The organism is Brevibacterium sp. LE-L, from assembly GCF_050214925.1.
In the GTDB taxonomy this organism is placed as follows: Bacteria; Actinomycetota; Actinomycetes; order Actinomycetales; family Brevibacteriaceae; genus Brevibacterium.
The window spans coordinates 684,431-706,629 of sequence record NZ_CP189759.1; the positions used below are offsets into that span (position 1 = coordinate 684,431).

The 22,199-nt window shown below is 65.6% G+C and carries 22 protein-coding genes; 15 read left to right on the forward strand and 7 right to left on the reverse strand.

What is annotated here, in order from left to right; genetic code table 11:
* Positions 1 to 21 precede the first annotated feature (21 nt).
* A complete protein-coding gene (locus ACQE2J_RS02965) occupies positions 22 to 1,221 on the reverse strand; it encodes an IS110 family transposase (protein WP_426936721.1) in 1,200 nt (399 codons plus the stop codon).
* Positions 1,222 to 1,467: 246 nt separating this feature from the next.
* On the opposite strand from ACQE2J_RS02965, the gene ACQE2J_RS02970 reads away from it, so the two are divergent.
* The 7 genes from ACQE2J_RS02970 to ACQE2J_RS03000 all read left to right on the forward strand — a co-directional run bounded on the left by ACQE2J_RS02970 (position 1,468) and on the right by ACQE2J_RS03000 (position 8,903).
* A complete protein-coding gene (locus tag ACQE2J_RS02970) occupies positions 1,468 to 1,944 on the forward strand; it encodes a DoxX family protein (RefSeq protein ID WP_096159809.1) in 477 nt (158 codons plus the stop codon).
* 85 nt (positions 1,945 to 2,029) lie between these two features.
* Positions 2,030 to 2,650, forward strand: coding sequence for a GrpB family protein (locus ACQE2J_RS02975; RefSeq protein WP_426937035.1), 621 nt, complete (start codon positions 2,030 to 2,032; stop codon positions 2,648 to 2,650).
* 116 nt (positions 2,651 to 2,766) lie between these two features.
* Positions 2,767 to 3,645 carry a siderophore-interacting protein gene (locus ACQE2J_RS02980; protein ID WP_426937036.1) on the forward strand — a complete coding sequence of 293 codons (879 nt, stop codon included), beginning with the start codon at positions 2,767 to 2,769 and terminating at the stop codon, positions 3,643 to 3,645.
* Between the two features lie 90 nt (positions 3,646 to 3,735).
* Positions 3,736 to 4,302 (forward strand): isochorismatase family protein, encoded by a 567-nt coding sequence (locus tag ACQE2J_RS02985; protein ID WP_096159805.1) that lies wholly within the window; start codon positions 3,736 to 3,738, stop codon positions 4,300 to 4,302.
* 127 nt (positions 4,303 to 4,429) lie between these two features.
* Complete coding sequence (locus tag ACQE2J_RS02990) at positions 4,430 to 6,700, forward strand: MMPL family transporter (RefSeq protein ID WP_135539956.1); 2,271 nt, start codon at positions 4,430 to 4,432, stop codon at positions 6,698 to 6,700.
* Between the two features lie 143 nt (positions 6,701 to 6,843).
* On the forward strand, positions 6,844 to 8,286 hold the full coding sequence (locus ACQE2J_RS02995) for a sensor histidine kinase (RefSeq protein WP_240689800.1): 1,443 nt from the start codon (positions 6,844 to 6,846) through the stop codon (positions 8,284 to 8,286).
* Positions 8,283 to 8,903, forward strand: a complete 621-nt coding sequence (locus ACQE2J_RS03000; RefSeq protein WP_425120493.1) for a response regulator — start codon at positions 8,283 to 8,285, stop codon at positions 8,901 to 8,903. Before ACQE2J_RS02995 ends, ACQE2J_RS03000 begins: the two co-directional genes overlap by 4 nt.
* A 136-nt stretch (positions 8,904 to 9,039) precedes the next feature.
* On the opposite strand, the gene ACQE2J_RS03005 is transcribed toward ACQE2J_RS03000, so the two are convergent.
* Positions 9,040 to 9,504 (reverse strand): VOC family protein, encoded by a 465-nt coding sequence (locus ACQE2J_RS03005; RefSeq protein WP_426937037.1) that lies wholly within the window; start codon positions 9,502 to 9,504, stop codon positions 9,040 to 9,042.
* Entirely contained in the window at positions 9,501 to 9,896 is a 396-nt protein-coding gene (locus tag ACQE2J_RS03010; RefSeq protein ID WP_426937038.1) for a hypothetical protein, read from the reverse strand. Before ACQE2J_RS03010 ends, ACQE2J_RS03005 begins: the two co-directional genes overlap by 4 nt.
* 484 nt (positions 9,897 to 10,380) lie before the next feature.
* Between ACQE2J_RS03010 and ACQE2J_RS03015 the strand changes: the two genes are divergently transcribed.
* The 4 genes from ACQE2J_RS03015 to gap all read left to right on the forward strand — a co-directional run bounded on the left by ACQE2J_RS03015 (position 10,381) and on the right by gap (position 15,012).
* Positions 10,381 to 11,967 carry a serine hydrolase domain-containing protein gene (locus tag ACQE2J_RS03015; RefSeq protein WP_425120494.1) on the forward strand — a complete coding sequence of 529 codons (1,587 nt, stop codon included), beginning with the start codon at positions 10,381 to 10,383 and terminating at the stop codon, positions 11,965 to 11,967.
* Positions 11,968 to 12,180: 213 nt separating this feature from the next.
* On the forward strand, positions 12,181 to 12,522 hold the full coding sequence (locus ACQE2J_RS03020; protein WP_135539962.1) for a carboxymuconolactone decarboxylase family protein: 342 nt from the start codon (positions 12,181 to 12,183) through the stop codon (positions 12,520 to 12,522).
* 46 nt (positions 12,523 to 12,568) lie between these two features.
* Complete coding sequence (locus ACQE2J_RS03025) at positions 12,569 to 13,768, forward strand: DJ-1/PfpI family protein (RefSeq protein WP_240689810.1); 1,200 nt, start codon at positions 12,569 to 12,571, stop codon at positions 13,766 to 13,768.
* A 248-nt stretch (positions 13,769 to 14,016) separates the two neighbouring features.
* Complete coding sequence (gap, locus tag ACQE2J_RS03030; RefSeq protein ID WP_135539964.1) at positions 14,017 to 15,012, forward strand: type I glyceraldehyde-3-phosphate dehydrogenase; 996 nt, start codon at positions 14,017 to 14,019, stop codon at positions 15,010 to 15,012.
* Here gap and ACQE2J_RS03035 read toward each other — a convergent pair whose 3' ends face one another.
* Both ACQE2J_RS03035 and ACQE2J_RS03040 read right to left on the reverse strand, forming a co-directional pair.
* Entirely contained in the window at positions 15,013 to 15,264 is a 252-nt protein-coding gene (locus ACQE2J_RS03035) for a hypothetical protein (RefSeq protein ID WP_426937039.1), read from the reverse strand.
* Positions 15,265 to 15,279: 15 nt separating this feature from the next.
* Positions 15,280 to 15,597 (reverse strand): XRE family transcriptional regulator, encoded by a 318-nt coding sequence (locus tag ACQE2J_RS03040; protein WP_135539966.1) that lies wholly within the window; start codon positions 15,595 to 15,597, stop codon positions 15,280 to 15,282.
* 236 nt (positions 15,598 to 15,833) lie between these two features.
* Here ACQE2J_RS03040 and ACQE2J_RS03045 point away from each other — a divergent pair, with 236 nt between their 5' ends.
* Positions 15,834 to 16,697, forward strand: a complete 864-nt coding sequence (locus tag ACQE2J_RS03045; RefSeq protein WP_426937040.1) for a hypothetical protein — start codon at positions 15,834 to 15,836, stop codon at positions 16,695 to 16,697.
* Between the two features lie 16 nt (positions 16,698 to 16,713).
* On the opposite strand, the gene ACQE2J_RS03050 is transcribed toward ACQE2J_RS03045, so the two are convergent.
* Both ACQE2J_RS03050 and ACQE2J_RS03055 read right to left on the reverse strand, forming a co-directional pair.
* Positions 16,714 to 18,603, reverse strand: coding sequence for a bifunctional sugar phosphate isomerase/epimerase/4-hydroxyphenylpyruvate dioxygenase family protein (locus ACQE2J_RS03050; RefSeq protein WP_135539969.1), 1,890 nt, complete (start codon positions 18,601 to 18,603; stop codon positions 16,714 to 16,716).
* Positions 18,600 to 19,922, reverse strand: a complete 1,323-nt coding sequence (locus ACQE2J_RS03055; protein WP_135539971.1) for an MFS transporter — start codon at positions 19,920 to 19,922, stop codon at positions 18,600 to 18,602. The genes ACQE2J_RS03050 and ACQE2J_RS03055 overlap by 4 nt, the downstream gene beginning before the upstream one ends.
* A 205-nt stretch (positions 19,923 to 20,127) precedes the next feature.
* Between ACQE2J_RS03055 and ACQE2J_RS03060 the strand changes: the two genes are divergently transcribed.
* From ACQE2J_RS03060 to ACQE2J_RS03070, 3 genes are read left to right on the forward strand one after another with little or no spacing between them, the layout of a single operon-like run.
* Positions 20,128 to 20,877 carry an IclR family transcriptional regulator gene (locus ACQE2J_RS03060; RefSeq protein ID WP_135539973.1) on the forward strand — a complete coding sequence of 250 codons (750 nt, stop codon included), beginning with the start codon at positions 20,128 to 20,130 and terminating at the stop codon, positions 20,875 to 20,877.
* Between the two features lie 2 nt (positions 20,878 to 20,879).
* Entirely contained in the window at positions 20,880 to 21,332 is a 453-nt protein-coding gene (aroQ, locus tag ACQE2J_RS03065; RefSeq protein WP_135539975.1) for a type II 3-dehydroquinate dehydratase, read from the forward strand.
* Complete coding sequence (locus ACQE2J_RS03070) at positions 21,329 to 22,189, forward strand: shikimate dehydrogenase (RefSeq protein WP_425120498.1); 861 nt, start codon at positions 21,329 to 21,331, stop codon at positions 22,187 to 22,189. The genes aroQ and ACQE2J_RS03070 overlap by 4 nt, the downstream gene beginning before the upstream one ends.
* Positions 22,190 to 22,199 lie beyond the last annotated feature (10 nt).

Consider the following 22,199-nt stretch of genomic DNA (forward strand, 5'->3'; position numbering starts at 1 on the left):
TCAATGAAGTTGTCAAGTGCTTCACCCCGGTATCGGGGAGATTCCTTGACCGAACATTGTGCGGTCTCGCAGCATCGCCCAGAGCACGTTGATGCGTCGGCGTGCCAGGGCGAGGATCGCTTGTTTGTGGTTCTTGCCTTCAGCCCGTTTTCGGTCGTAGAACGCCTTCGATACCGGGCACCATCGCGATGCCACTTGCGCGGCGAGGTAGCAGGCCCGCAGCAGTCTGCGGTCGTAGCGTTTCGGTCGGTGGTGGTTACCGCTGATGCGCCCCGAGTCCCGGGGCGCTGGCGCCAGGCCCGCGACTCCGGCCAATCGGTTCGCGCTGTCGAACTGGTCGATTCCGCCCCCGGTCGCGGCGGTGAATTCTGCGCCCAGGAGGGGTCCGAATCCGGGCATCGACAGCAGGATCTCGGCATCAGCATGCTCACGGAACCGGTCCTCGATGCGGTTCTCGATACCGGTGATGTCATCAGCCAGTCGCAGGATCTCAGCAGCGAGACGAGCCACGATCATCGCACCCGCGTCCTGGCCGGGCACCGTGGTGTGCTGCTTATCGGCGACCTCGACGGCGATGTCAGCGACTCGGGCAGCCGACCTGGCTCCACGCTTCTTCAACCACGCGGTGAGGCGTTTGACGCCCATGCGGCGGATCGCCGCTGGGGTCTGGTATCCGGTGAGCAGGAGCAGGGCAGCCTTCGAAGTCGAGTAGTCGAACGCGGCTTCCAGGGCGGGGAAAAACTCACCGAGGCTGGCACGCATCCGGTTGATCGCCCGCGTTTTGTCGCAGGCCAGGTCGGTACGGTGAGCGGTGAGCAGTCGCAGTTCGGTCGCGATGTCATCGCCAAGTCGGATGGGTTGCAAGTCGCGGCGCATCCGGGCCTGGTCGGCGATGATTCCGGCGTCTTTAGCGTCGGTTTTCCCGTCGCCGCGGTAGGTGCGGGCAGCGTTGTAGACGGTGCGCCCGGGAATATAGAGCAGCGTCTGCCTGTGCGAGGCCATGAGCGCGATGAACAGCGCGGCTCCTCCCCGGTTGAGGTCAGTCGCCCACGTCACCGAACCCGAGGGATCGGTGAGGGTGTTGACCTCGTCGATGAGGTTCGTGATGACGGTTTCGTCGTTGGTGATCTTCTGCGACAGAAGCCTGTTGCCGTCGGTGTCGATGACGACGCAGTGATGGTGGGACTTGCCGGCGTCGATGCCGGCGAACAGGTCGGCCATAACGGTTCCTTTCGTAAGTGTGGACGTGTTCCACCCCGTGTTCAACAGCCACGCCGTCGTGTCCTTACACAGCGATCGTGTCGCGTTTCTCAATCAGCGGTCGAGCCGTTGCGGGATGCGAGGTGGCCAATCTCCTTCGACCATGCATCAAGCGGGTAACACCATGACAGCCATGCCCCGCATCCCCGGAGTGGTCGGAAACTTACCACTGCTCCCAATCCACATATAAGAAAGGTAAGGAACTCCATGATTTTCGGACCATCGCTGCTGCAGACGGCAGGACGCATGCTCACCGCCCCGATCTTCATCAACGGCGGACTCTCGGCCGTGAAGGACCCGGCCGGAAAGGCGGCGATGGCCGAGTCGACTCTCGACACCATCCGCGAATACGTTCCCGCACTGCCCGATGACAACGAGCTGCTCGTGCGCATCAACGGCGGCGTGCAGATCCTCGCCGGTGCCACCCTGCTGCTCGGCATCAAGCCGCGGCTGTCAGCAATTGCGCTCGCCGGTTCGCTCATCCCGACCACTCTGGCCGGACACTCCTTCTGGGAGATGGAAGGCGGCGACGCGAAGGCTCACCAGACCCAGTTCTCGAAGAACCTCGCCGCACTCGGCGGGCTGCTCCTCATCGCCGGAGACGGCGACAGCACCAAGGCGATCGAGAAGGCCGCGAAGAAGGCGGCGAAGAAAGCCGAGAAGCGTGCCCTCAAGCAGGCCTGAGCCTCCACCCGGCACCGGCCACCCCGGCCACCCAGCCCATGGAGGCTCTGGCCCGGAAGCTCCGGGCGATGTGTTCGCTGACCCGATGTACGCCGAGACGGCCGACATCGTCACCTTCAACGACGTCACGGACCCCGACCTCTGGGTGCGGCCGACTGGGAATCCCGCCCCGATCGAGATCGTCGATCATGATCCCGCGTGGGCCGACTATTTCTCGGAGGTAGCACACCGGATCCGTCGGGCGCTGTCCCCGATCGGAACGTTCGGCGGCCTCGAGCACGTGGGGTCCACCTCGGTGCCGGGGCTGAGAGCGAAGCCGATCATCGACATGGCACTCGTTGTCACCGATCCCCGGGATGAAGCCGGCTACGTTCCCGTACTCAACTCGATCGGATTCGGCCTCACCGTACGCGAGCCCGCTTGGTACGAACATCGCATGCTCAAGCGGCTCGATCCGGACCCGGGACAGCTCGATTGCCATCTCCACGTCTTCGGTCCTCGCTGTGCGGAAGTCGCGCGGATGCGGCTGTTCCGAGATCACCTTCGCAGGCACGGGGATGACCGTGAACGCTATCAGGCGGTGAAGTCGGCCGCGGCCGAGCAGTCGAATGCTCTCGGCGAGACCGGCATGGACTACAACGCTCGCAAACAGGCGGTGGTCCGCGAGATCTATCGCCGCATTTTCGAGGCCGAAGGGTGGGAGTGAGTATCTGAGCCTCCACCCGCCACCTCCCGCCACCCGTCACATACTCCCCGTCACATACTCCCCGTCACTTAATTAGGGTAGGCTAAGCAAGGTGCGGATACGGGAAAGGTGGGCACATGGTCAACTGGCAGCGCGGGGTGATGCGGCTCTTCCGCATCACCAACCACGAAGTGGTCGTCACAGGCATCGAGGACTTCACCCCGACCTACCGTCGGATCCACTTCTCCGGCTCCGAGCTGCTGGCCCAGCTCGACGATGTCTTTCCGACACTGTGGACCCGCCTGTGGTTCCCGCATCCCGAGAAGGGCGACGGGCATCTGAGCCAGCGCGGCTACACGTTCTCGGCCATCGATCTCGAGGCAGGGACCTTCGCCCTCGACTTCGTCCTCCACGGCGACCTCGGGGCGCCACGTCCGGTCGACGTGGGATCCAGTGCTGACGAAACGACGAGCCTCCACTCGGCAGCAGCCGCCGACCGGCAGACCGCCGCCACCGATCACACCGCCGACATCGGCCCGGCTGCGCGGTGGGCGGCCCACGTCCGCCCCGGTGAGAGGATCGAAGCAGCGCTCACCCCGGCCCGCATCGACCTGCCCGAGAACACCTCTCACCTCCTCCTCGCGGGGGACCTCACTGCGCTTCCGGCGATCAACTCCTGGTGCGAAGCCGTCCCCGCCGAGGTGGCAGTGACCGTGGCGATCGCCGCCGCTGCTGACGAGGTGTCCGGACTCCCGCAGTCCGAGCACCCGAACGCGACATGGCACTGGGCGCCCACGGAATCCGCCCCCTCGCTGGCCCCGCAGAACCGCGCGGGCCGTTCCCTGACCTCCCTCCTCGGCGGGCTCGACCTCGATACCGAGGGCCTCTACGTCTGGGCGGCGGGGGAGCGGGGACTGATCAAGGATGTCCGCCAATTCGTCAAGGGCGAACTCGGATTGGGCCGATCGCAGCAGTTCTCCCAGTTCTACTGGTTCGCCGACAGAGCCACCGGCTGAACGCCGTCGTCGTTCCCGCACCCAGGTTCCTGCGCACACTCGTGTCCCCGCACCCCTGGAATTCGACAGAGAAACGCCTATGCTCGAAGCATGGCCAAGGCACTCCTCATCGTCGATGTCCAGAACGACTTCACCGAAGGCGGCGCGCTCGGCGTGACCGGCGGCGACCGCGTGGCCGAAGGCATCAGCCGCCACCTCGCCGCCCACGCCGGGGACTACGATGCCGTCATCGCTTCCCGCGACTGGCATGATGCCGACAGCGACAACGGCGGCCATTTCAGCGACACCCCGGATTTCGTCGACAGCTGGCCCGTCCACTGTGTCGCCGGCACCACCGGGGCCGAATACGACCCGCTGCTGTCCACCGCAGTGATCACTCACCACGTTCGCAAGGGCCAAGGCAGACCCGACTATTCGGCCTTCCAAGGGACCACGGAAACGGGGAGCAGCCTCGGCGATCTTCTTCACGACCTCACCGTCACCGAGGTGGACGTCGTCGGCATCGCCACCGACCATTGCGTGCGCGCCTCCACCCTCGACGCTCTGGACTCGGGTGTGGGTGTCCGCGTCCTCACCGACCTCGTCGCCGGGGTCGGTGAGGACACGAGCGCGGCCGCGCTGAGAGAGATGGAGAAGGCCGGAGCCGGCCTGGCATGAGGCGCTGACCCGCCGCCCCCGGTCAGAGCGTCTGCCCAGGTCAGTGCGTTCTCTCCATCGAAAGTTGCAGACCAGGTCCGAACTCTTTGGCGATGTGCCCCGGGAGGTGAATTGATGGACTTGAGTCATGAACTCATTCCTCGCGAAATCCGCACACACACTGACATCGAAGCGCGGTTCGTGGCTCGTCCTCGGCGGGGTCGTCGTCCTCGTCGCACTGATCTTCGGACTGCTGTCCGGAGCAGGCGAGGACCGGGCCAACGAAACCGCTCCGGCCGACTCCGAATCCACCCAGGCCCAGCAGACCCTCGACAAGTTCCCCGATGCCGACAGGCAGTCCGTCATGGTCGTGGCCTCGAACGACGACGGATCCGAACTGTCCGCCGACGACCAGACGCAGCTGAAGAAGCTCGGCACCTCGCTCGGCCAAACCGTCGGGGACGAATCCGATGAGACGGTGACCGGACCGATACTCAGCGACGACAAGCAGGCCGCCCTGCTCATGGTGCCGATCACCGTGGGCCTGACGAACTCGGACACGGCCGAGACCGTCGACGATCTGCGGACCGCCATCGCCGATGACCCGACCGCCTCAGGACTCACAGATGAGGGCATGTCCCTGCTGGTCACCGGCGGTCCGGCGATCGGTGCGGACATCGCCTCGGCGTTCGACGGTGCCGACTTCACCCTCCTCATCGTCACCATCGTCATCGTCGCCATCCTGCTCATCATCACCTACCGCTCACCCATCCTGTGGCTGCTGCCGCTCATCGTCATCGGCACCGCCGACGGGCTCGCCTCCACCGTGACCGCGGCCGTCGGCGACTGGCTCGACCTGCAGTTCGACGCCGGCATCATCAGCGTCCTCGTCTTCGGTGCCGGAGCGAACTATGCGCTGCTGCTCATCTCCCGCTACCGCGAGGAGCTCAGTCGCCACATCGACCCCCGCAAGGCACTCGCCGAGGCCTGGGCCCACACCGCGACGACGATCCTCGCCTCGAACCTTACCGTCGTCCTGTCCCTGCTCAGCCTCGTCTTCGCCGTCATCCCCGGCACCCGCGGTCTGGGCATCACGGCCGCGGTCGGCCTCATCATCTCCGCTGCCGCGGTGCTCATCGCCCTGCCGCCCGTGCTCGCGATCTGCGGCAAGCGAGTGTTCTGGCCCTTCGTCCCGAAGGCCGAAGACGCCATCGCAACGCAGAGTTCGGATGAGGCCACCACCCCCGCCGAGGCAGCCCCGCACTCGGCGCGGGAGCTCGCCGACCGCGCGGCCGGCACCAAGGACAGAGCCGCCTCGGCGAAGCCCTCGATCTGGCGCACCATCGCCACTCGCGTGGTCCGGAGACCCGGGCTCCACCTCGGCGCCGGCATCGTCATCCTCGGCGTCATGGCCACCGGCTTCATCGGGTCCTCGATCGGACTCGACCAGACCGAGAAGTTCCGGGTTCAGTCCGAATCGGCGCAGGGCCTCGACGTTCTGTCCGAGCACTTCCCGCCCGGCGAATCGCAGCCGATCTGGATCGTCGCCGACACCGACCACGCCGACCAGGTCGTCGATTCGGTATCCGATATGGACGGCGTCGTGCGCGCTGCGGCGATCGATGACACGAGAATCAACGGCACTTCGGTCACGAAGATCATGGTCACCGGCGAGTTCGCGCCCGACAGTGTGAAGGGGCTCGACCTGGTCGAGGACATCCGCAGCGACGTCCACGCCATCGACGAGGCGAACGCCGAGGTCGGCGGGGCCGCGGCGACGGAACTCGACGCCCGCGACGGCAACCAGCAGGACTTCTTCACGATCGTTCCGATGGTCCTGGCGATCAGCTTCCTCATCCTGCTGGTCATCCTCCGGGCTCCGATCGCGGCGTTCGCCCTGCTGCTGGTCAACCTGGTGTCCTCGGCGGCGGCGATCGGACTCGGTGCCTTCCTGTCCCGGACGTTCTTCGGCCAGTCAGCGCTCGATGCGCAGGTGCCGATCCTCGCGTTCCTCTTCCTCGTCGCGCTCGGCATCGACTACTCGATCTTCCTCGCCCACCGGGCGAAGAAGGAGTCGGTCCTCCACGGCGGCCGGCAGGGCATGGTCGAGGCCGTCGCCCACACCGGTGGGGTCATCACCAGCGCCGGCATCGTCCTGGCCGGAGTGTTCGCGGCACTGGGCATGCTGCCGCTCATGGTGCTCGGTCAGCTCGGCCTCATCGTCGGAGTCGGCGTGCTCGTCGATACGATCATCGTGCGCACGATCATCGTGCCCGCGATCTTCGGACTCGTCGGCAGCAGGATGTGGTGGCCGAACAGGTCGATCACGCACTTCGGCGAAGATTCGGACCGCACCCACGCGCCGGCCGACGGGGAGTATGCGTCCCTCGGTTCCGGATCGCACCACGGCAAGCACTGAACCGGTGAGGTGTGCCGGTGAGAATTGAGGCGGCCGAGGCGTTGAGGACACTCATCGCCTCCGGCCGCCTCGGTTCGCACCCCGTCGGCATGCATTTCCTCTCCCGCGTGGGTTCGTGATGTGGTTGAGTTGGCAGGAGGACCATGAGACCAGACGATCATTCCTTCGGCGCTTCCACCGCCGAGGCAGGTCTGCAGGAAGGCGGCAGCGTGGGCGCACGCAAATGGACGGAACGGACGATGGAGTTCGGTCAGCACGCCATCGCCCTGACGCTGACGCTCATCGCCTGCATCCGTTCCATCTCCGCCGGTGCCCCGCTGACAGCCGCCATCGCCGTGAGCGTGGTCTTCCTCGCCTGGTACGCCCTCGGCGCCGTCCGCGCCGCCCGCACAGGAGCGCTCGTACTCGCCAAATGGTGGCTGATCGTCCTCGCCGCCGCCTGGCTGTGCACCCTTCTCGTCTCCGCCGAATTCATCTGGATCGCGTTCCTCCTCTGGCTGCTCGCCGGCCACCTCTTCTCTCTGCGCATCGCGATCGTCTTCACGGCTCTGACGTACATCGCGACGATCATCGCCCCGCTCGGCCATTACGGGCAGGTGCCTACGCCGAGCATCATCGGCTCCCTCATCGGCGCCGTGTTCGCCCTCGGGCTCTCCCGCGGCTACATCGAACTCCTCCGGGAGGGCCGCCGTCGTGAGGAGCTGCTGCGCTCACTCGAACTGGCCCACCAGAATCTGCTCGACCTCCAGGACGAGCTCGCCCTGACCCAGCGTCATGCCGGTGAGATCCAGGAACGCACCCGCGTCTCCCGGGACATCCACGACACGATCGCACAGTCGGTCTCGTCGATTCGTCTCATCGCCCACGCCGAGGCGGAGCGGACCTGCGACGACCGCTCCGGCACAGTGCTCGCCCAAGTCGAAGACCTCGCTGCGCAGAGTTCCCGCGACGTCCGCCGCATCATCGCGGCCCTGGCCCCGACCGAACTCGAGGACGGAGCGTTGACCGCCGCGCTTCGCCGTCTGCTCACCAGGCTGGAGGAGGACACCGCCATCCGCGGCCGACTCGATCTCGACGAGACCCTTCCGACGCTGTCCGCCGAGGTGGAGGTGGCGCTTCTGCGCACCGCGCAGTCGGCGCTGGCCAACGTGCGCCAGCATTCGCAGGCCACCCGCGTGATGATCAGCCTCATGGATCTCGACGGGTCGATCAGAATGGACATCGTCGACGACGGCATCGGCATGGCCGACCCGCAGAACCGGCAGCGCAACCCGCAGTCGGGTTTCGGGCTGGACTTCATCGCCTCCCGGATGCGCGAACTCGGAGGCGAACTCGTCATCGAGACGAGCCCCGGATCCGGCTTCGCGATCTCCGCAACCCTGCCGAGCCAATCCCAGCTGCGCACCCGCGGTGGGGGACTCAGCACGCCCGCGAACGATACGGGCACGGGTGGCCCGGGCCACCTCGGTGACGGCACGGGCAGTGCGGTTCGCCTCGGTGAGAGCACAGCCAGTGCGGGCCACCTCGGCGAGGGTGGCAACGGCACACACGAGAACACGGACACCGATCCAGGAGAGAACGCATGAGCATTCGAGTCATCCTCGTCGACGACCACCCGGTCGTGCGGGCGGGTCTGAGGTCCGTCATCGACGCCCCTGACCACATCGCCGTGATCGGTGAGGCCGGCAGCGGCGAGGAGGCGCTGACTCTCGTCGATGAGCTCGGCCCCGACGTCGTCCTGTGCGACCTGCGGCTGGGGGAGGGCGTCGACGGCATCGAGGTGACGAGGCGGCTGCGAGCGAAGGCGAATCCGCCGGCGGTGCTCATCCTCACGACCTTCGATCTCGACTCGGAGATCATCGCGGCCCTCAACGCCGGTGCCTCGGGGTACCTGCTCAAGGACATCGACCCCGGTGACATCTCAACGGCGATCGAGAAGGCAGCGAAGGGTGAGACCTATATGCCTCCGGAGATCTCGTCGAAGGTCTTCGCTGCGATGCGCAATCCCGGCCCGAAGCTGACCCGGCGAGAGCGCGACGTGGTCAAACTGCTGTCCACCGGTGCCTCGAACGCGCAGATCGCGCAGGAGCTCTTCGTCACCGAGGCGACCGTGAAGAGCCACCTCGTCAACGTCTTCACGAAGCTCGGCGTGGACTCGCGGGCACGGGCGATCCGCGTCGCCGAGGACCAGGGGCTGGTGTAGAGGGCAGGTGCCAGCGAAGCCGGTTTCACCGAAAAACTGGTTGAGCGACGAAACACGGGAGCGCGCACCCGTTTCTCGACACCCAGCCCGTTTTTCGACGAGAATCGGGTGAGTCTCACACGCTTGCCGTGCTCGTTTACTCGTTCGGGAACCGTGTGAACTGCGCTTCATCGTTGACCGAGGAACCGGGATATTCGACCTGTCGACCACTCGGAACCAAGTCTTGGTAGTAGCCGAGCTGGTTGCCCCACGGGTCGGCGAAGTCAACAAAGGCGACGACACCAGGCAGCTGCGACGGTTCGGACCGCTCTATCCCGGAGGAGTCGAGAAACGACAATGCCTCGCCCAGATCGAGTACACGAAAGCGGACTCTATTGAGCAAGGGGGGTGGTTGGTCTTTCCCTGACACCTGAAACCAGCATTCCTGGCCAGCGATTGGCGACCATTCGAAGAAGTCGTCGTGAGGCTCGAACTCGGGCTCGCGACCAAACAGCGAACTGTAGAACGACCGCGCGGCGGCGGTCTCGCCGGTCGGCACATATACCTGCAAAGTGATTCCCGTAGTCTTCAAAACGGATACTCCCGAAACATTTCCCGTCATTCAACCTTTTGCTCGTCGAGTGCGTCTCCGAACCATGCGCGTGGAATGGTGTCCTCCAGCCTCGTAAGATCAAGGTAGCGGAGGATGATTCCGTCCAGGTTTGACGCGGCATAGTTGCCGACCGGCACATCTACCGGCGGAATAGCCCACGAGGAGTCGTCATAAAGGCCGATCTTCGTTACATCGTCGACCAGCAGTACCGGGCCGGACCCGAGCGTACGTTCGGACGAATCGTCTTCCACCATTACGCAGGCGCGGTCGTTGACTCCCAAAAGCGCAGTCCGCGGATCGGGCCGCCAATAGACTGTGAGTCCACCCGCTACGTGTGCGGAGACTGCACTCGCCAGATCATCAGTGGGGACCATGGTGAAAGCGTGCGCGAGAATCTTCATATCTCTGTCCTCATCATGCCGAACAGGGAATCGACGTTGACATCCCAGTTCTCGCAGTCATTGTACGCCGAGGACCAGGGGCTGGTGTAGAGGGCATGTGCCAGCGAAGCCGGTTTCACCGAAAAACTGCTTGAGCGACGAAACACGGGAGCACGCACCCGTTTCTCGACACCCAGCCCGTTTTTCGCTGAATGACAACTGATGCACCCATGACACCCGAAGTGAAGGCGAGGCTGTGACCGCACTCGCCGCCACGATGTGGGCGGTGATTGATGCCCGAATGTCAGCTGAATAACTGATAGGTAATGATCCTCGGCGTCGCCCCTGGTCAGGGGTCCAGGCGATGACGAGGAGAGGGCCGGCAGCGTTCGAGCCGAAACGGTTCGGCTACGGAGTTCCCGCTCGTCCAGGTAGTCTGTTGCGTGCGTATCGGGACAGCCCTGCGCACATGCAGAGCCGTTCGGGACGAGACAGTGGAGGTGCTATGGCGGGCGAAGACGAGTCGCTTCCGCCCAGGCCGGTGACCTCACAGAACCGTCGCATCGGTGCCCTGTCCGGCAATACGAAGGGCATCGGCGTGGGAGCGGCCGCCGACGCCGAGGCGGCAGCGCCGGGAGAACCGGCGAACGAGCACTCGGCGCAGACTCCGATGCCCCCGGTTGCTCCCACCGACCGGACCGCAGACAACGCTGTCCCCGCTCCGGCGCGGGATATCTCACTCCCGCACGTCGGCGAACTCGCCTCGGCGAGTGAGGACGCGATCGTCGATCCCTCGGAACCGGTGCTCGAGAGCATCGACCTCGACTCCTGGAAATGGCCGGAGTACTTCGCGTTCGCGCTCACCCGGATGCAGGAGATCTTCCCGACCGGCGGCATCCCGCGCGGCATCGGACCGGTGCGCGAATACGTCACCGAAGATCACGATTTCCGCCCGCTGACGATCGACCGGCAGCGTTGGCCCGCCGCCGATGAGGACTGGTCCACCGTCGGCGACGTCCTGGCGAACACCCACACCGACGCCTGGCTCGTCACTCGCAACGGCGTCGCCTTGGCCGAGGAATACGCGTGGCCGATGAAGCCCGCCCGACAGCACATGCTGTTCTCCGTGAGCAAGTCCATCGTCGCCACAGCCATCGGCGCGCTCGCCGACGCCGGGCTGCTCACCCCCGCCGACCTCGTCACCGCACATGTGCCGGCCCTGGCGAAGAGCGGATACGCGGGAGCGACCATCCGCGACCTGCTCGACATGCGTTCGGGCATCAGATTCTCCGAAGAATACCTCGAGGACGGGTCGGAGATCCGGGCCCTGTTCGAAGCGGTCGATTTCGCGCCCCGGACGGCCACCTCGGCGAATGGGATCAAGGACTTCCTCACGGGGCTGAGCCGCGAACGCGAACACGGATCGTCGTTCGTCTACCGCAGCTGTGAGACCGACGTGCTCGCATGGATCGCCGAGGCGGTCACCGGCCAACCGTTCTCCATCGTCGCCAGCGAATACGTATGGTCGAAGATCGGCGCCGCCCACGCCGCCCAGGTCTGTCAGGACCGGTGGGGAGGATCGATCGCCGACGGTGCCATCAGCGCCACCATCCGCGACCTCGCCCGATTCGGCGAGATGATCGCCCGCGGCGGGACGACCGAGAACGGCGAACGCGTGCTCTCGGCGGAGTGGGTCGAGGACATCTTCACCGGCGCGGCAGACTCGGCGAAGGTGTTCGCAGCCTCCCCCTCGGGACGGTCGTATCCGGGTGGAATGTACCGCAGCCAGTTCTGGCTGCCTTCGGCCCGCCGCGACGTCGTCATCGGCATCGGCATCCACGGTCAGATGCTCTACATCGACCGCTCCACACAGACCGTCGGCGTCAAACTCTCGAGCGACCCCGAACCGGTGAGCCTGGCCGCCCAACACGGAACCTTGGCGATGTTCGAGGCCATCGCCGAGGCGGTCGCCCCGCAGCCGTCGACCGCCCCGCAGCCGTCGACCGCTTCGCAGGCACCGACCGCTTCGCAGGCACCGACCGTTTCGGGACTCGGTTTCGCATCGCTGGTCGGTCAGAACACGCTTTACTGAGACGCTGGCCCGCCAAGTCGGGCCAGGTGCCTCGGCAGTCCGGTCGGCATCGGAACTGCAGCCCGCATGACACGTCCGACCGCGTCCGGAACTGCAGCCCGCATGACACGTCCGACCGCGCAACCTGACGTCCATGTGACGAAACCAGTGCGACGATTGCGCGGACTCGGTAGCGTGAGGATCGGAACGACACCGATCACAGGAGGCACCACGATGACTGACTTCTTCGACCGCGAGAACGACGCGAAGTACGACAGGGCCTACAAGGAGACCACTCCCGACATCCTCCAGGCCTTCGGCGGCTTCAACGACGCCGTCTTCGCCGCAGAGGGCCGCGAGATCCCGCTGAAGTATCGCGAACTCATCGCCTACGCCGTCGGCCTCACCACGCAGTGCGCCTACTGCATCGACGCGCACGCGAACGCCGCCGTCAAGGCCGGGGCCACCGAAACCGAACTCGCCGAGACCGCGTGGACGGCCTCGGCGATCCGTGCCGGCGGCGCCTTCGCCCACGGTCGGCTCGGATTCAAGCTCACTGGTACTCACGAGCACTGAGCTTCGTCCCGATGCGGGGCCCGATTGCCTAGACTGAGAGGCGATCATGACTGACGAGCCCCGCACCACCCCACGCAGAGCACCCCGTTCGCGCCCGCACCGCATCCTCGTGCTGGCGTTGGACGGGGTGTCTGCCATGGATCTCGGCGTCCCCGTTCAGGTGTTCGGACGCGAATCGAATGCCGCCACGGCACGCACCCGCACCGAGGCGGCCCCGCGGTCCCAGCCGACCGCCGGCACCGCATTGGCCGCCGTCGACACCGCGGAGGCCGTTGCCGAGACCGCGTCGACTGACGTCGTCCCCGGAGTCCGACCGGCGACGGCTGCTGTTCCCGGAGTCCGACCGGCGACTGCCGCCGTCCCCGGAGTCCGACCGGCGACTGCGCCGGCCGGGATCTGGCCCTACGAAGTCGAGGTCTGCGGCATCGCCGCAGGCACGATCACTGGATCGGACGGACTCGACTACTCCGTCGAGCAGGGACTCGAGGCACTGGAGACCGCGGACACGATCATCCTCCCGGGAGCCACCTCGGCGGTGGTCGAAGAACCGCCCGCGGCGGTCATCGGAGCTCTGCTCGCGGCGTTCGAGGCGGGGACGCGGATCGCCGCGATCTCGACGGGCACCTTCGTCCTCGCTCGCACGGGACTGCTCGTGGGGCGCCGCGCAACCACGCACTGGTCGACGGCGAAGGAACTCGCCCGACGCTTCCCGGCGATCAAGGTCGACGAGAACGTCCTCTTCATCGACGAGGGCCAGCTGCTCACCTCGGCCGGAGCCGCCTCGGCGATCGACCTGTGTCTCCATCTCATCCGCAGCGATCACGGGGTGGGCCTGTCCAACCAGGTCGCCCGGCGGCTCGTCGCCGCCGCCTACCGCAGTGCCGGCCAAGCTCAGTACGTGCCGCGCAGCGTGCCCGACCCGCTCGGCGAAGACTTCGCCGACACCCGCGAATGGGCACTGCAGCACATCGGGGAGAAGATCACCCTGAACGATCTCGCGGCCACCGCGGGAGTGTCCGTGCGCACCTTCTCCCGCCGCTTCGTCGAAGACACCGGCTATACGCCCATGCAGTGGGTGCTCCGGGCTCGCGTCGACCTGGCCAGGGAGCTGCTGGAGAACTCCGATCTGGGCATCGAACAGATCGCCGACCAGGTAGGACTCGGCACCGGAGCGAATCTGCGGATGCATTTCCAGCGCATCCTCTCGACCTCACCGAACGACTACCGGCACTCCTTCCAGGGGTGAGCTTCCGGCCGCCGCGAACCCCAGCGGCCAGTCGAATCAGTCCGTCCGGAAAGATCCCGCTGGACCGTTCCCGACCCCTTTTGGCGCTCATTTCGGCGACCCTGATCACACTGGCGTGAAACTTTCGGCATCTGGCAATAAGTCTGGCGAGAACCTTGTGTAGATTGTCTGACTGGCCACTGTTATCGATGGCTGAGATCGCCCATGATGGAGATATCAAGACGAATCCCCGTGATCAAGGAGTGACATTGACTCGCATCGCCATCAATGGTTTCGGTCGCATCGGACGCAGCACCCTGCGGGCACTGATCGAGCGCGGCAGCGAGCTCGAGGTCGTGGCCATCAATGACCTCGGCCCCGTGAGCGACCTCGCCCGACTGCTGAAGTTCGACACGACTCTCGGCCGCTTCAACCACGACGTCGAAGCGACCGAGGACTCCATCATCATCGACGGCAAGTCGATCAAGGTCTTCGCCGAGAAGGATCCGGCAAAGCTTCCCTGGGGCGAGCTCGATGTCGATATCGCGCTCGAATCCACCGGCCGTTTCACCAAGGCCGATAAGGCCCGCGCCCACATCACCGCCGGCGCGAAGAAGGTCCTCGTCTCCGCTCCCTCGAAGGGTGCCGACGTCACCCTCGCCTTCGGTGTGAACAACGAGGCCTACAAGCCCGAGCACACCGTCATCTCCAACGCCTCGTGCACGACGAATGCGCTGGCTCCGCTGGCCAAGGTCCTCGATGACCTCGCCGGAATCGAGCAGGGCTTCATGACCACCGTCCACGCCTACACCGGCGATCAGATGGTCCAGGATGGTCCCCACAAGGATCCCCGCCGTTCCCGGGCGGCCGCGGAGAACATCATTCCGACCTCGACGGGCGCGGCCAAGGCCATCGGCCTCGTCCTCCCGCAGCTCGACGGCAAGCTCAGCGGTGACGCGATCCGCGTGCCGGTCCCGGTCGGTTCGATCGTCGAGATCAACACGACCGTGTCCCGCGAGGTCACCCGCGACGAGGTGCTCGCCGCCTACGAGAACGCCGCCGCAGGCGAGCTCAAGGGCATCCTCGACTACGAGATCGAGCCCATCGTCTCCTCCGACATGGTCGGCCAGCCCGCTTCCTCGATCTTCGACGCCGCGCTCACCCGCGTCGACGGCAAGCGCGTGAAGGTCGTGGCCTGGTACGACAACGAGTGGGGCTTCTCCAACCGTGTCGTCGACAACCTCGAGTTCATCGGCAAGAACTGATCACGCTCCGGCGGGCGCGGCTGACATCGTCAGTCGCTGTCCGTCGGCGAGTGATCCGGCACCGGCCTGGTTCCTCCACGGCATCGGATGCACCTGTGGCCTCGAATCCGCGTTGAGCGGGTTCGAGGCCACAGGCGTCTTGTGCAGGAGTGCTGGGCTCAGCGGTGCGGGGGCGCAGTGGTGCGGGAAACAGATTCCTTCGCCGAGGCTGCCCTCCCGGTCTTCGTGCCCGAACTCAGACGTCGTCGGCACCGGTTGTGCCCGAACTCAGACGTCGTCGGCACCGGTCGTGCCGCCTTCGCCCTCCCAACGTTCGATGGCCCGGACCTTCGAACGACTGAATTTCAGTCGGACACCGTAACCGCCCTCGTCGCCGTCGGGGATGAACCGTGCGCCGTACTGTTCGAGCGCGAGGACGAGGCGACGCTCCTGCTCGGCGGTGAGGTCCTCGCGTCCCTTCTCGTAGTCCTTGAGTTCGGACTTGTCGAGCTCCGCTTTTCCGGCGACGTCCTTGGCCGAGACCTGGCAGAGGATCCGGGTCGCTCGTGCCAGGGGGCCATCGATGATGATCTCTTCTGTGCTCATGGCACCACCATGCCAGAGCCCTCAAGGGGTGCCAAGACGAAGAGTTCCTCGTGAGACGGTGCGTGACCGCATTGCGACGGACACCATCGACGAGAGTGAAGGCATATGTCTGTCACATTCGATTCGGCACCGATCAGGCTGTGTCAGTGCCGTCCAGTAGTGTCACGAACATGCTTCCGGCGATGGGGTCGGCGGCGCGCGCCGCAGGGTGCGGCGCATGACGGAAGGTCAGAACAATGGAGATCACGACCAGCAGTATCCGCGGTTTGGCTCACCGCTGCGGAGAATTCCTCGACGACCGCGGAGAGTCGTCGGCAATCAGCTATCCGGGCAGTCTTGCTCTGTGCATCCTCGACTCGGTCTATTCGACGGGGTCGCACCCGAATGCGGTCGACAACGTCGTCGACCGGTACATCGCCCGCCATGGCCGTGAGGACGGCGCGAAGTCGCTGCGGTATTCGATCGCCGCGGCCGGTGGAGCAGAGGTGTGGGCGGAGCAGGTGGTCTGCAACCTCAAACCTGCGAGCACCCATCCCGGAGCCGTGCTCAAAGCCGAGGTCGTCGACCAGGCCACCCGATTGATGGCCGAGTACGGAATCGACACCGTCACCGACCTTCTTGAGACCCTGGTCGACGAACCGTCGCCGGGGCGCAGCACCACCGGGTTGGCTGGCCGGTGGCGGGATCTGCCCAGCCAGAGATCGGGGATCTCCTGGAAGAACCTGCTCATGCTCGCGGGATCACCGCATTTTGAGATCGACTACCGGGTGACGAACTGCATCGCCGAGGTCGCAGGCTTCGGCATCGACGTCACCGACGACTATGTCCTCGTACTGATCGAAGAGGTCGCTGACGTCCTCGGCGCCGAGGAGCGGGAGGTCAGGCGGATCGTCTGGCAGCTCTCCCACCGACGGCTCCTGTCGAAACGGAAACCCGCGAGCACCGCCTGGCGGTACGGTCTTGACGCTGATTCGGACGTTCTCGTCGAGGTCGGGGTCGAGGGGTGGCACGGTGGAGCAGAAGCTGCTGATCCTGCGTGGGACCACGAGTGGACGATGCCGTATTCGACGCCGGGCGCATCCGGCGCGGCCCCATTCTGAGCGGGCCGCTGCCGGTTCAGATTCCTGCGTTGCGTCGGTGCTGGGCTGCCAGCCGCACGGGCGCATTCGGGGCACCGTATCCCTGGTAGCCGCCTCGGCGTTCGACCATTTCGAAGAACACCGACCCGATCGTTGACGTATAGAAGTGGAGGAACTCTCCGTTGTCGTCTCGGTCGTAGAGGATGTTGTTCTCCCGCAGCCGATCCAGCAGCTCCGGCGCGAGGTCGAAGCGGGCGGCCAGGTCCTCGTAGTAGTTCTCGGGCACGGGCAAGAACTTCAGACCCCGTGAGACCGCTGTCGCGGCCGCTGAGAAGATGTCATCGCAGGACAGAGCCACATGTTCCGGGTAGCTGAGAGTCTCCGGAGACTCCGCCGGACGCGGGGCCAGGTTGAGCGGCATCCGAATCGTCCCATCGGAGCTTGCCATCACCTGTGACCGGACGAGACCCGAGGGGCTGGGTACATCGTTCGCCGCTTGAGCGTGGAGAGCAAGGAGGGAGGTGTAGAAGAGCACCGCTTCGTCGTAATGGTGGGCCGGCTGGGCGAGATTGACGTGATCGATCGTCGAGCATCGGTCGTCGGGGACGGTGCCGAACTCCTCGGTCCACGTCGGATCGACGCCGGTTCCGTTGCTGAAGAAGACTTCCGAGCCGTCGGGGGAGCAGACTCCGCGCAGGACCGCCTCGTCATGGGCCTGATCGCGAGGGACTTCGGTGGCATGGAGGAGGATTGCGCGTTCCATGGCGGCGTCGGCATCGGTGACAGCGAAACCGATGCCACGCAGGTGGGTTCGTGATGCCGCGGCACCGTCCGCCTGCTCGGTCGACTCGGTGATGACGATGCGGGCCTGCCCACGACGCCACAGCTGCACATGCGGTTTCGTCCGGTGGTAGCCGACGAAGCGGAAGCCGAGCTGATGGATCTGCCGGGTCAGGGCCCCTAGATCACCGGTGTCCAATTCGACGTAGTCAATGCCGCGAGGTTCGGCGACCTCCGGCAGAGGCTGCAGATCGAGGCGCACACGGTCGCGTCCCGCGCGATCAGCGACCGGGCCCGAAGTCTTACCGCTTGGATCTTCGGCTCCTGAGCCGAGAGCCGCGGCCACATTGGATTCGAGCCAGCGCAGCGACCGCAGACCGTCGACAGCGGTGCGCTGTGTGTCGGCCTGCCGGAACGAGTCGTTGAAGACCTCGAGTGAGACCGGTCCGGAATACCCGGTGACGGCCACGCGCGTGAGGAAATCGGTGAGATCCCAGGCGCCTTCGCCGGGGAAGACCCGGTGGTGACGAGACCAGCTGAGCACATCCATCGACAGTGCCGGAGCATCGGCGAGCTGGAGGAAGAAGATCTTCTCCCCGGGAATCTCGGCGATCCGGGACAGATCCGTGCCGCGGGAGAGGATGTGGAAGCTGTCGAGGCAGGTGCCGATGCGCGGATGATCAGCGGCCTTGACGAGGTCCCAGGCCCGGTCGTATTCGGAGACGAAACGTCCCCAGGCCAGTGCCTCGTAGGCGATATCGATGCCGTACTTGTCGGCGAGATCGCCGAGGCGGCGCAGCTGACCGACGATGACTGCATCATCGTCGATGGTGGCGGTGGCGACGTTCGAGCACAGCAGGATCGTCGTCATACCGAGCCGCTGCATCAGCTGGAACTTCGCCTCAGCGCGGGCCAGGTTGGCGGCGAACTGCTCTTCGTCGACGCCCTCGAAATCACGGAAGGGCTGATAGAGATCGAGGCTCAGCCCGAGCGTCCCCGACAAAGCGGCGATCGCCTCGGGGGAGTCGGGGGAGACGGTGAGGTCCTGTTCGAAGATCTCGACTCCGTCGAAGCCGGCTTTTGCCGCGGCCCGCAGCTTCTCTTCGAGTGTGCCGGACAGGCATACCGTGGCGATCGATGTTCTCATCGTGACCTCTCCTCATGGGCAATGTCGATTTCTTCCAGTGTCAGGCCCTTCGTCTCCTTCGCGGTCATGGCGACGAGTCCGACGAGGATGCAGACTCCGGCGGTGAACGAGGCGACGGACAGCCAATTCTCCCCTTCGGCACCGGCGACGGCAGATGCGAGCACCGGGGCCAGCCCGCCGGAGACGGCGAAGCCGATCTGGGTGCCCAGGGCCAATCCCGTCACACGTGCCGTGGTGGGGAACATCTCGGCATAGAACGATGGCCAGATCGCATTCGCCAGCGAGTAGGCGCAACCGGACATGAGAGCTCCGCAGATGAAGATGAGCGTCCAGTTTCCGCTCGAGACCGCAGCCAGGTACGGGAACATCATCAGGCCCGCGCCCACGGCGCCGGTGATGAAGACGGGTTTGCGGCCGAACCGGTCCGACAGCAGTGCCGAGGCCGGGATCGCGAGCAGCGCCACGGCGTTGGCGATGACCGAGACGAGCAGCATGGTCGAGCGTTCGAGGCCGACGATCGAGGTCGCGAATGACAGCGACCAGACGGTGAAGACCATGTTCACGGTGTTGATCATGGCACACACGGCCACGCGCAGCACCGCAGCTTTGTGCCAGCGGAAGACCTGCATGAGCGGAGGGTTGTCGACCCGGGCCTCCTTGAACGCCGGCGGCTCCTCGAGTCCGCGACGGATGAGCCATGCGGTGAGCACGACGAGGGCCGACAGCCAGAACGGCACACGCCAGCCCCAGCTGAACAGGGCCTCATCGGGCAGGAACGCGGTGAAGGGGATGAAGACTGCGGTGGCCAGCAGAGTGCCGAACTGGGTTCCGTGCAGTGTCCAGCTCGTCGTCCACGAACGCCTCTCCTCCGCTGAATGCTCGAGTGAGACAGAGATCGCGCTCGCCTGCTCACCGGAGGCGGAGAGCCCCTGAATGATGCGGCAGAGCACGAGCAGCGCCGGCGCCAGCATTCCGACCTGGTCATAGGTCGGCAGGCAGCCGACGATGAACGTCGAGATGCCCATGAGGAAGAGGGTGAGCATGAGGACGAACTTGCGACCGAAGCGGTCACCGAGCGGTCCCATGATGAGGGCGCCCAAGGGCCTGACCACGTAGGCGACGCCGACGGTGCCCATGGCCAGGAGGATGGAGATTCCCGGAGCGGTGGTCTCGGGGAAGAACAGGGTGTTGAGCACCAGTGCGGCTGCGGTCCCGTAGACCGCGAAGTCGTAGTACTCGAGTGCGGAACCCGTCCAGCTCGACAGGGCCGCACGAAGCGGCGTCTTCGGCGGGCGAGCTTCCTCGATCGCGTTGTTCATGCCTCCTCGCATTTCTCATTCACTGGGTGCGTCATCGGCTCATCGAATCGACGTTTAATTGCCATAGTGTGGCAACAATTGTTACATGGTGGTTTACAGTGTGATTGAGATGACATAGTCTGTCAACGTGCGCCACGGGAATTCTGCATCACGGACACCCGACCCGGCACCATCGATCCGATCCAGCAACGCAAGGAGGCGAAGCATGCCGCCCAAGGGCTCGAACGCGGTGACGAAGACCTTCGAGATGCTCGACCTGCTCGGCGAATCTCCCGAGGGAATCAGCGCCGCCCAGGCCGCCGACGTCACCGGCTACCCGTTCTCGACGGCCTATCGCCTCCTCGGCGGGCTCGTCGAATCGGGGTACGCGCACTTCGACGCACGCACGAAGATCTACACCCTCGGCATGGAGGTCTTCCGGCTGGCCCAGAAGGTCGCGCATCGACGCGGGCTGTCCGGAGCGACGAAGGAACTGCTGCGGGAGCTGACGGAAACCACCGGCGAATCGAGCATCCTCGCCATCCGCCGCGGAAACGCCGCACTGACAGTGCTCACCGTCGACGGCCCGCAGTTCCGCACGACCACGGACCCCGGCGATGAATCTCCGCTGCACACCTCTTCGCTCGGCCAGGCCCTGCTCGCCCATGACCCGAACGCCGACGCCACGATCGAGGCTCTCGACCTCGTCGCCCGCACCCCGAACTCGATCACCGACCCGGCGAAGATGCGGTCTCGACTCGAGCGGATCCGCACCGACGGCTGGGCAGGCCAATCCGAGGAGAATGACATCGGCATGAACGCCCTGGCCGTGCCCGTCTTCGACCTCGACGGGACACTGCTGGCCTCTCTGGCGCTCGCGGCTCCGGTCTTCCGGCGCACCCTCGACGAGCTCATCGACTTCGTCCCCCAACTGACCGAGACCGCCGCGGCCATCGCGGCCCGATTCCCGAGGTGAGCATGCCCGAGATCCTCGTCCTCAACGGACCCAACCTCAACCTCCTCGGCGAACGCGAACCTGAGATCTACGGCCGCACCACCCTGGCCGACATCGAGGAGATGTGCACCGATGCCGCGGCCGAGGCGGGACTGACTACTCGCTGCATCCAGAGCAACCATGAGGGCGGGCTCATCGACGCCGTTCATGAGGCCCGGCACTCCACGGTCGGGGCGATTATCAACGCCGGAGCGTACACGCACACCTCCCTGGCTCTGCACGATGCGCTGAAGTCCTACGATCATCCGATCATCGAGGTGCACCTGAGCAACCCGCATGCGCGGGAAGCCGTGCGCCACCATTCCTTTCTCTCACCCGTGGCCTCAGCCGTCATCGCCGGAGCCGGCGCGAAAGGCTACGTCCACGCGGTGGAGATCCTCATCGACCTCACTCTGAACACGAAAGCGAGACTATGACCGCATCCCTCCTCCTCGGCCTCATCGGCGAAGGCATCTCCGCCTCCCGCACCCCACGGATGCATGAGAACGAAGGCGCCGCCCACTCCATCCCCACGATCTACCGCACCATCGACGTCGCCGAACGTCGCCTTACGAGCGCCACGCTTAACGAACTGCTCACTGCGGCGATCCGACTCGGGTTCAACGGGCTCAACATCACCCACCCGTTCAAGCAGCAGGTCATCGGTCTCCTCGATTCCGTCGATCCGGTCGCGGCGCGCATCGGTTCGGTCAACACCGTCGTCATCGATGAGCAGGGCAGCACGACCGGGTACAACACCGATGTCACGGGTTTCGCCGCCGGATTCCGTGCCGGTTTGGACGGCGCCGACACCGAGGCGGTCGTGCAGATCGGTGCGGGCGGAGCCGGCCGTGCGGTCGGGTTCGCCCTCGCCGAAATCGGGGTGGGTCAGCTCATCATCGCCGATACCGATGTCGACCGGGCCGCGGGCCTGGCCGCGGACATCGGGGAGGCCGCGGATTCTCCGAACCGGGCGCGAGCGATCGGGCTCGATGAGCTGGCGGGGGCGGCCGCCTCGGCGAGGGGGATCGTCAACGCCACCCCGGTGGGGATGAAAGCCTACCCGGGCACGCCCGTCGACACCTCGGTGTTCGGCGCGGATACGTGGGTGGCCGATGTCGTGTACTTCCCCCTCGAGACGCAGCTGCTCGCCGAGGCCAGGGCCAAGGGGTGCCGTACGCTCGACGGCTCGGGGATGGCGGTCAATCAGGCCATCGACGCTTTCGAACTCTTCAGCGGGCAGCAGGCGGATCCGCAGCGCATGCGCGAGACCTTCCTGTCGTTCGGGGCCTGAACCGGCTCCG

What these genes read in the sequence shown, in the direction of transcription:
- ACQE2J_RS02965 (WP_426936721.1), bottom strand. Translation starts at nt 1,221, where the DNA reads ATGGCCGACCTGTTCGCCGGCATCGACGCCGGCAAGTCCCACCATCAC.
- ACQE2J_RS02970 (WP_096159809.1), top strand. Translation starts at nt 1,468, where the DNA reads ATGATTTTCGGACCATCGCTGCTGCAGACGGCAGGACGCATGCTCACC.
- ACQE2J_RS02975 (WP_426937035.1), top strand. Translation starts at nt 2,030, where the DNA reads ATGTACGCCGAGACGGCCGACATCGTCACCTTCAACGACGTCACGGAC.
- ACQE2J_RS02980 (WP_426937036.1), top strand. Translation starts at nt 2,767, where the DNA reads ATGGTCAACTGGCAGCGCGGGGTGATGCGGCTCTTCCGCATCACCAAC.
- ACQE2J_RS02985 (WP_096159805.1), top strand. Translation starts at nt 3,736, where the DNA reads ATGGCCAAGGCACTCCTCATCGTCGATGTCCAGAACGACTTCACCGAA.
- ACQE2J_RS02990 (WP_135539956.1), top strand. Translation starts at nt 4,430, where the DNA reads ATGAACTCATTCCTCGCGAAATCCGCACACACACTGACATCGAAGCGC.
- ACQE2J_RS02995 (WP_240689800.1), top strand. Translation starts at nt 6,844, where the DNA reads ATGAGACCAGACGATCATTCCTTCGGCGCTTCCACCGCCGAGGCAGGT.
- ACQE2J_RS03000 (WP_425120493.1), top strand. Translation starts at nt 8,283, where the DNA reads ATGAGCATTCGAGTCATCCTCGTCGACGACCACCCGGTCGTGCGGGCG.
- ACQE2J_RS03005 (WP_426937037.1), bottom strand. Translation starts at nt 9,504, where the DNA reads ATGACGGGAAATGTTTCGGGAGTATCCGTTTTGAAGACTACGGGAATC.
- ACQE2J_RS03010 (WP_426937038.1), bottom strand. Translation starts at nt 9,896, where the DNA reads ATGAAGATTCTCGCGCACGCTTTCACCATGGTCCCCACTGATGATCTG.
- ACQE2J_RS03015 (WP_425120494.1), top strand. Translation starts at nt 10,381, where the DNA reads ATGGCGGGCGAAGACGAGTCGCTTCCGCCCAGGCCGGTGACCTCACAG.
- ACQE2J_RS03020 (WP_135539962.1), top strand. Translation starts at nt 12,181, where the DNA reads ATGACTGACTTCTTCGACCGCGAGAACGACGCGAAGTACGACAGGGCC.
- ACQE2J_RS03025 (WP_240689810.1), top strand. Translation starts at nt 12,569, where the DNA reads ATGACTGACGAGCCCCGCACCACCCCACGCAGAGCACCCCGTTCGCGC.
- ACQE2J_RS03040 (WP_135539966.1), bottom strand. Translation starts at nt 15,597, where the DNA reads ATGAGCACAGAAGAGATCATCATCGATGGCCCCCTGGCACGAGCGACC.
- ACQE2J_RS03045 (WP_426937040.1), top strand. Translation starts at nt 15,834, where the DNA reads ATGGAGATCACGACCAGCAGTATCCGCGGTTTGGCTCACCGCTGCGGA.
- ACQE2J_RS03050 (WP_135539969.1), bottom strand. Translation starts at nt 18,603, where the DNA reads ATGAGAACATCGATCGCCACGGTATGCCTGTCCGGCACACTCGAAGAG.
- ACQE2J_RS03055 (WP_135539971.1), bottom strand. Translation starts at nt 19,922, where the DNA reads ATGAACAACGCGATCGAGGAAGCTCGCCCGCCGAAGACGCCGCTTCGT.
- ACQE2J_RS03060 (WP_135539973.1), top strand. Translation starts at nt 20,128, where the DNA reads ATGCCGCCCAAGGGCTCGAACGCGGTGACGAAGACCTTCGAGATGCTC.
- aroQ (WP_135539975.1), top strand. Translation starts at nt 20,880, where the DNA reads ATGCCCGAGATCCTCGTCCTCAACGGACCCAACCTCAACCTCCTCGGC.
- ACQE2J_RS03070 (WP_425120498.1), top strand. Translation starts at nt 21,329, where the DNA reads ATGACCGCATCCCTCCTCCTCGGCCTCATCGGCGAAGGCATCTCCGCC.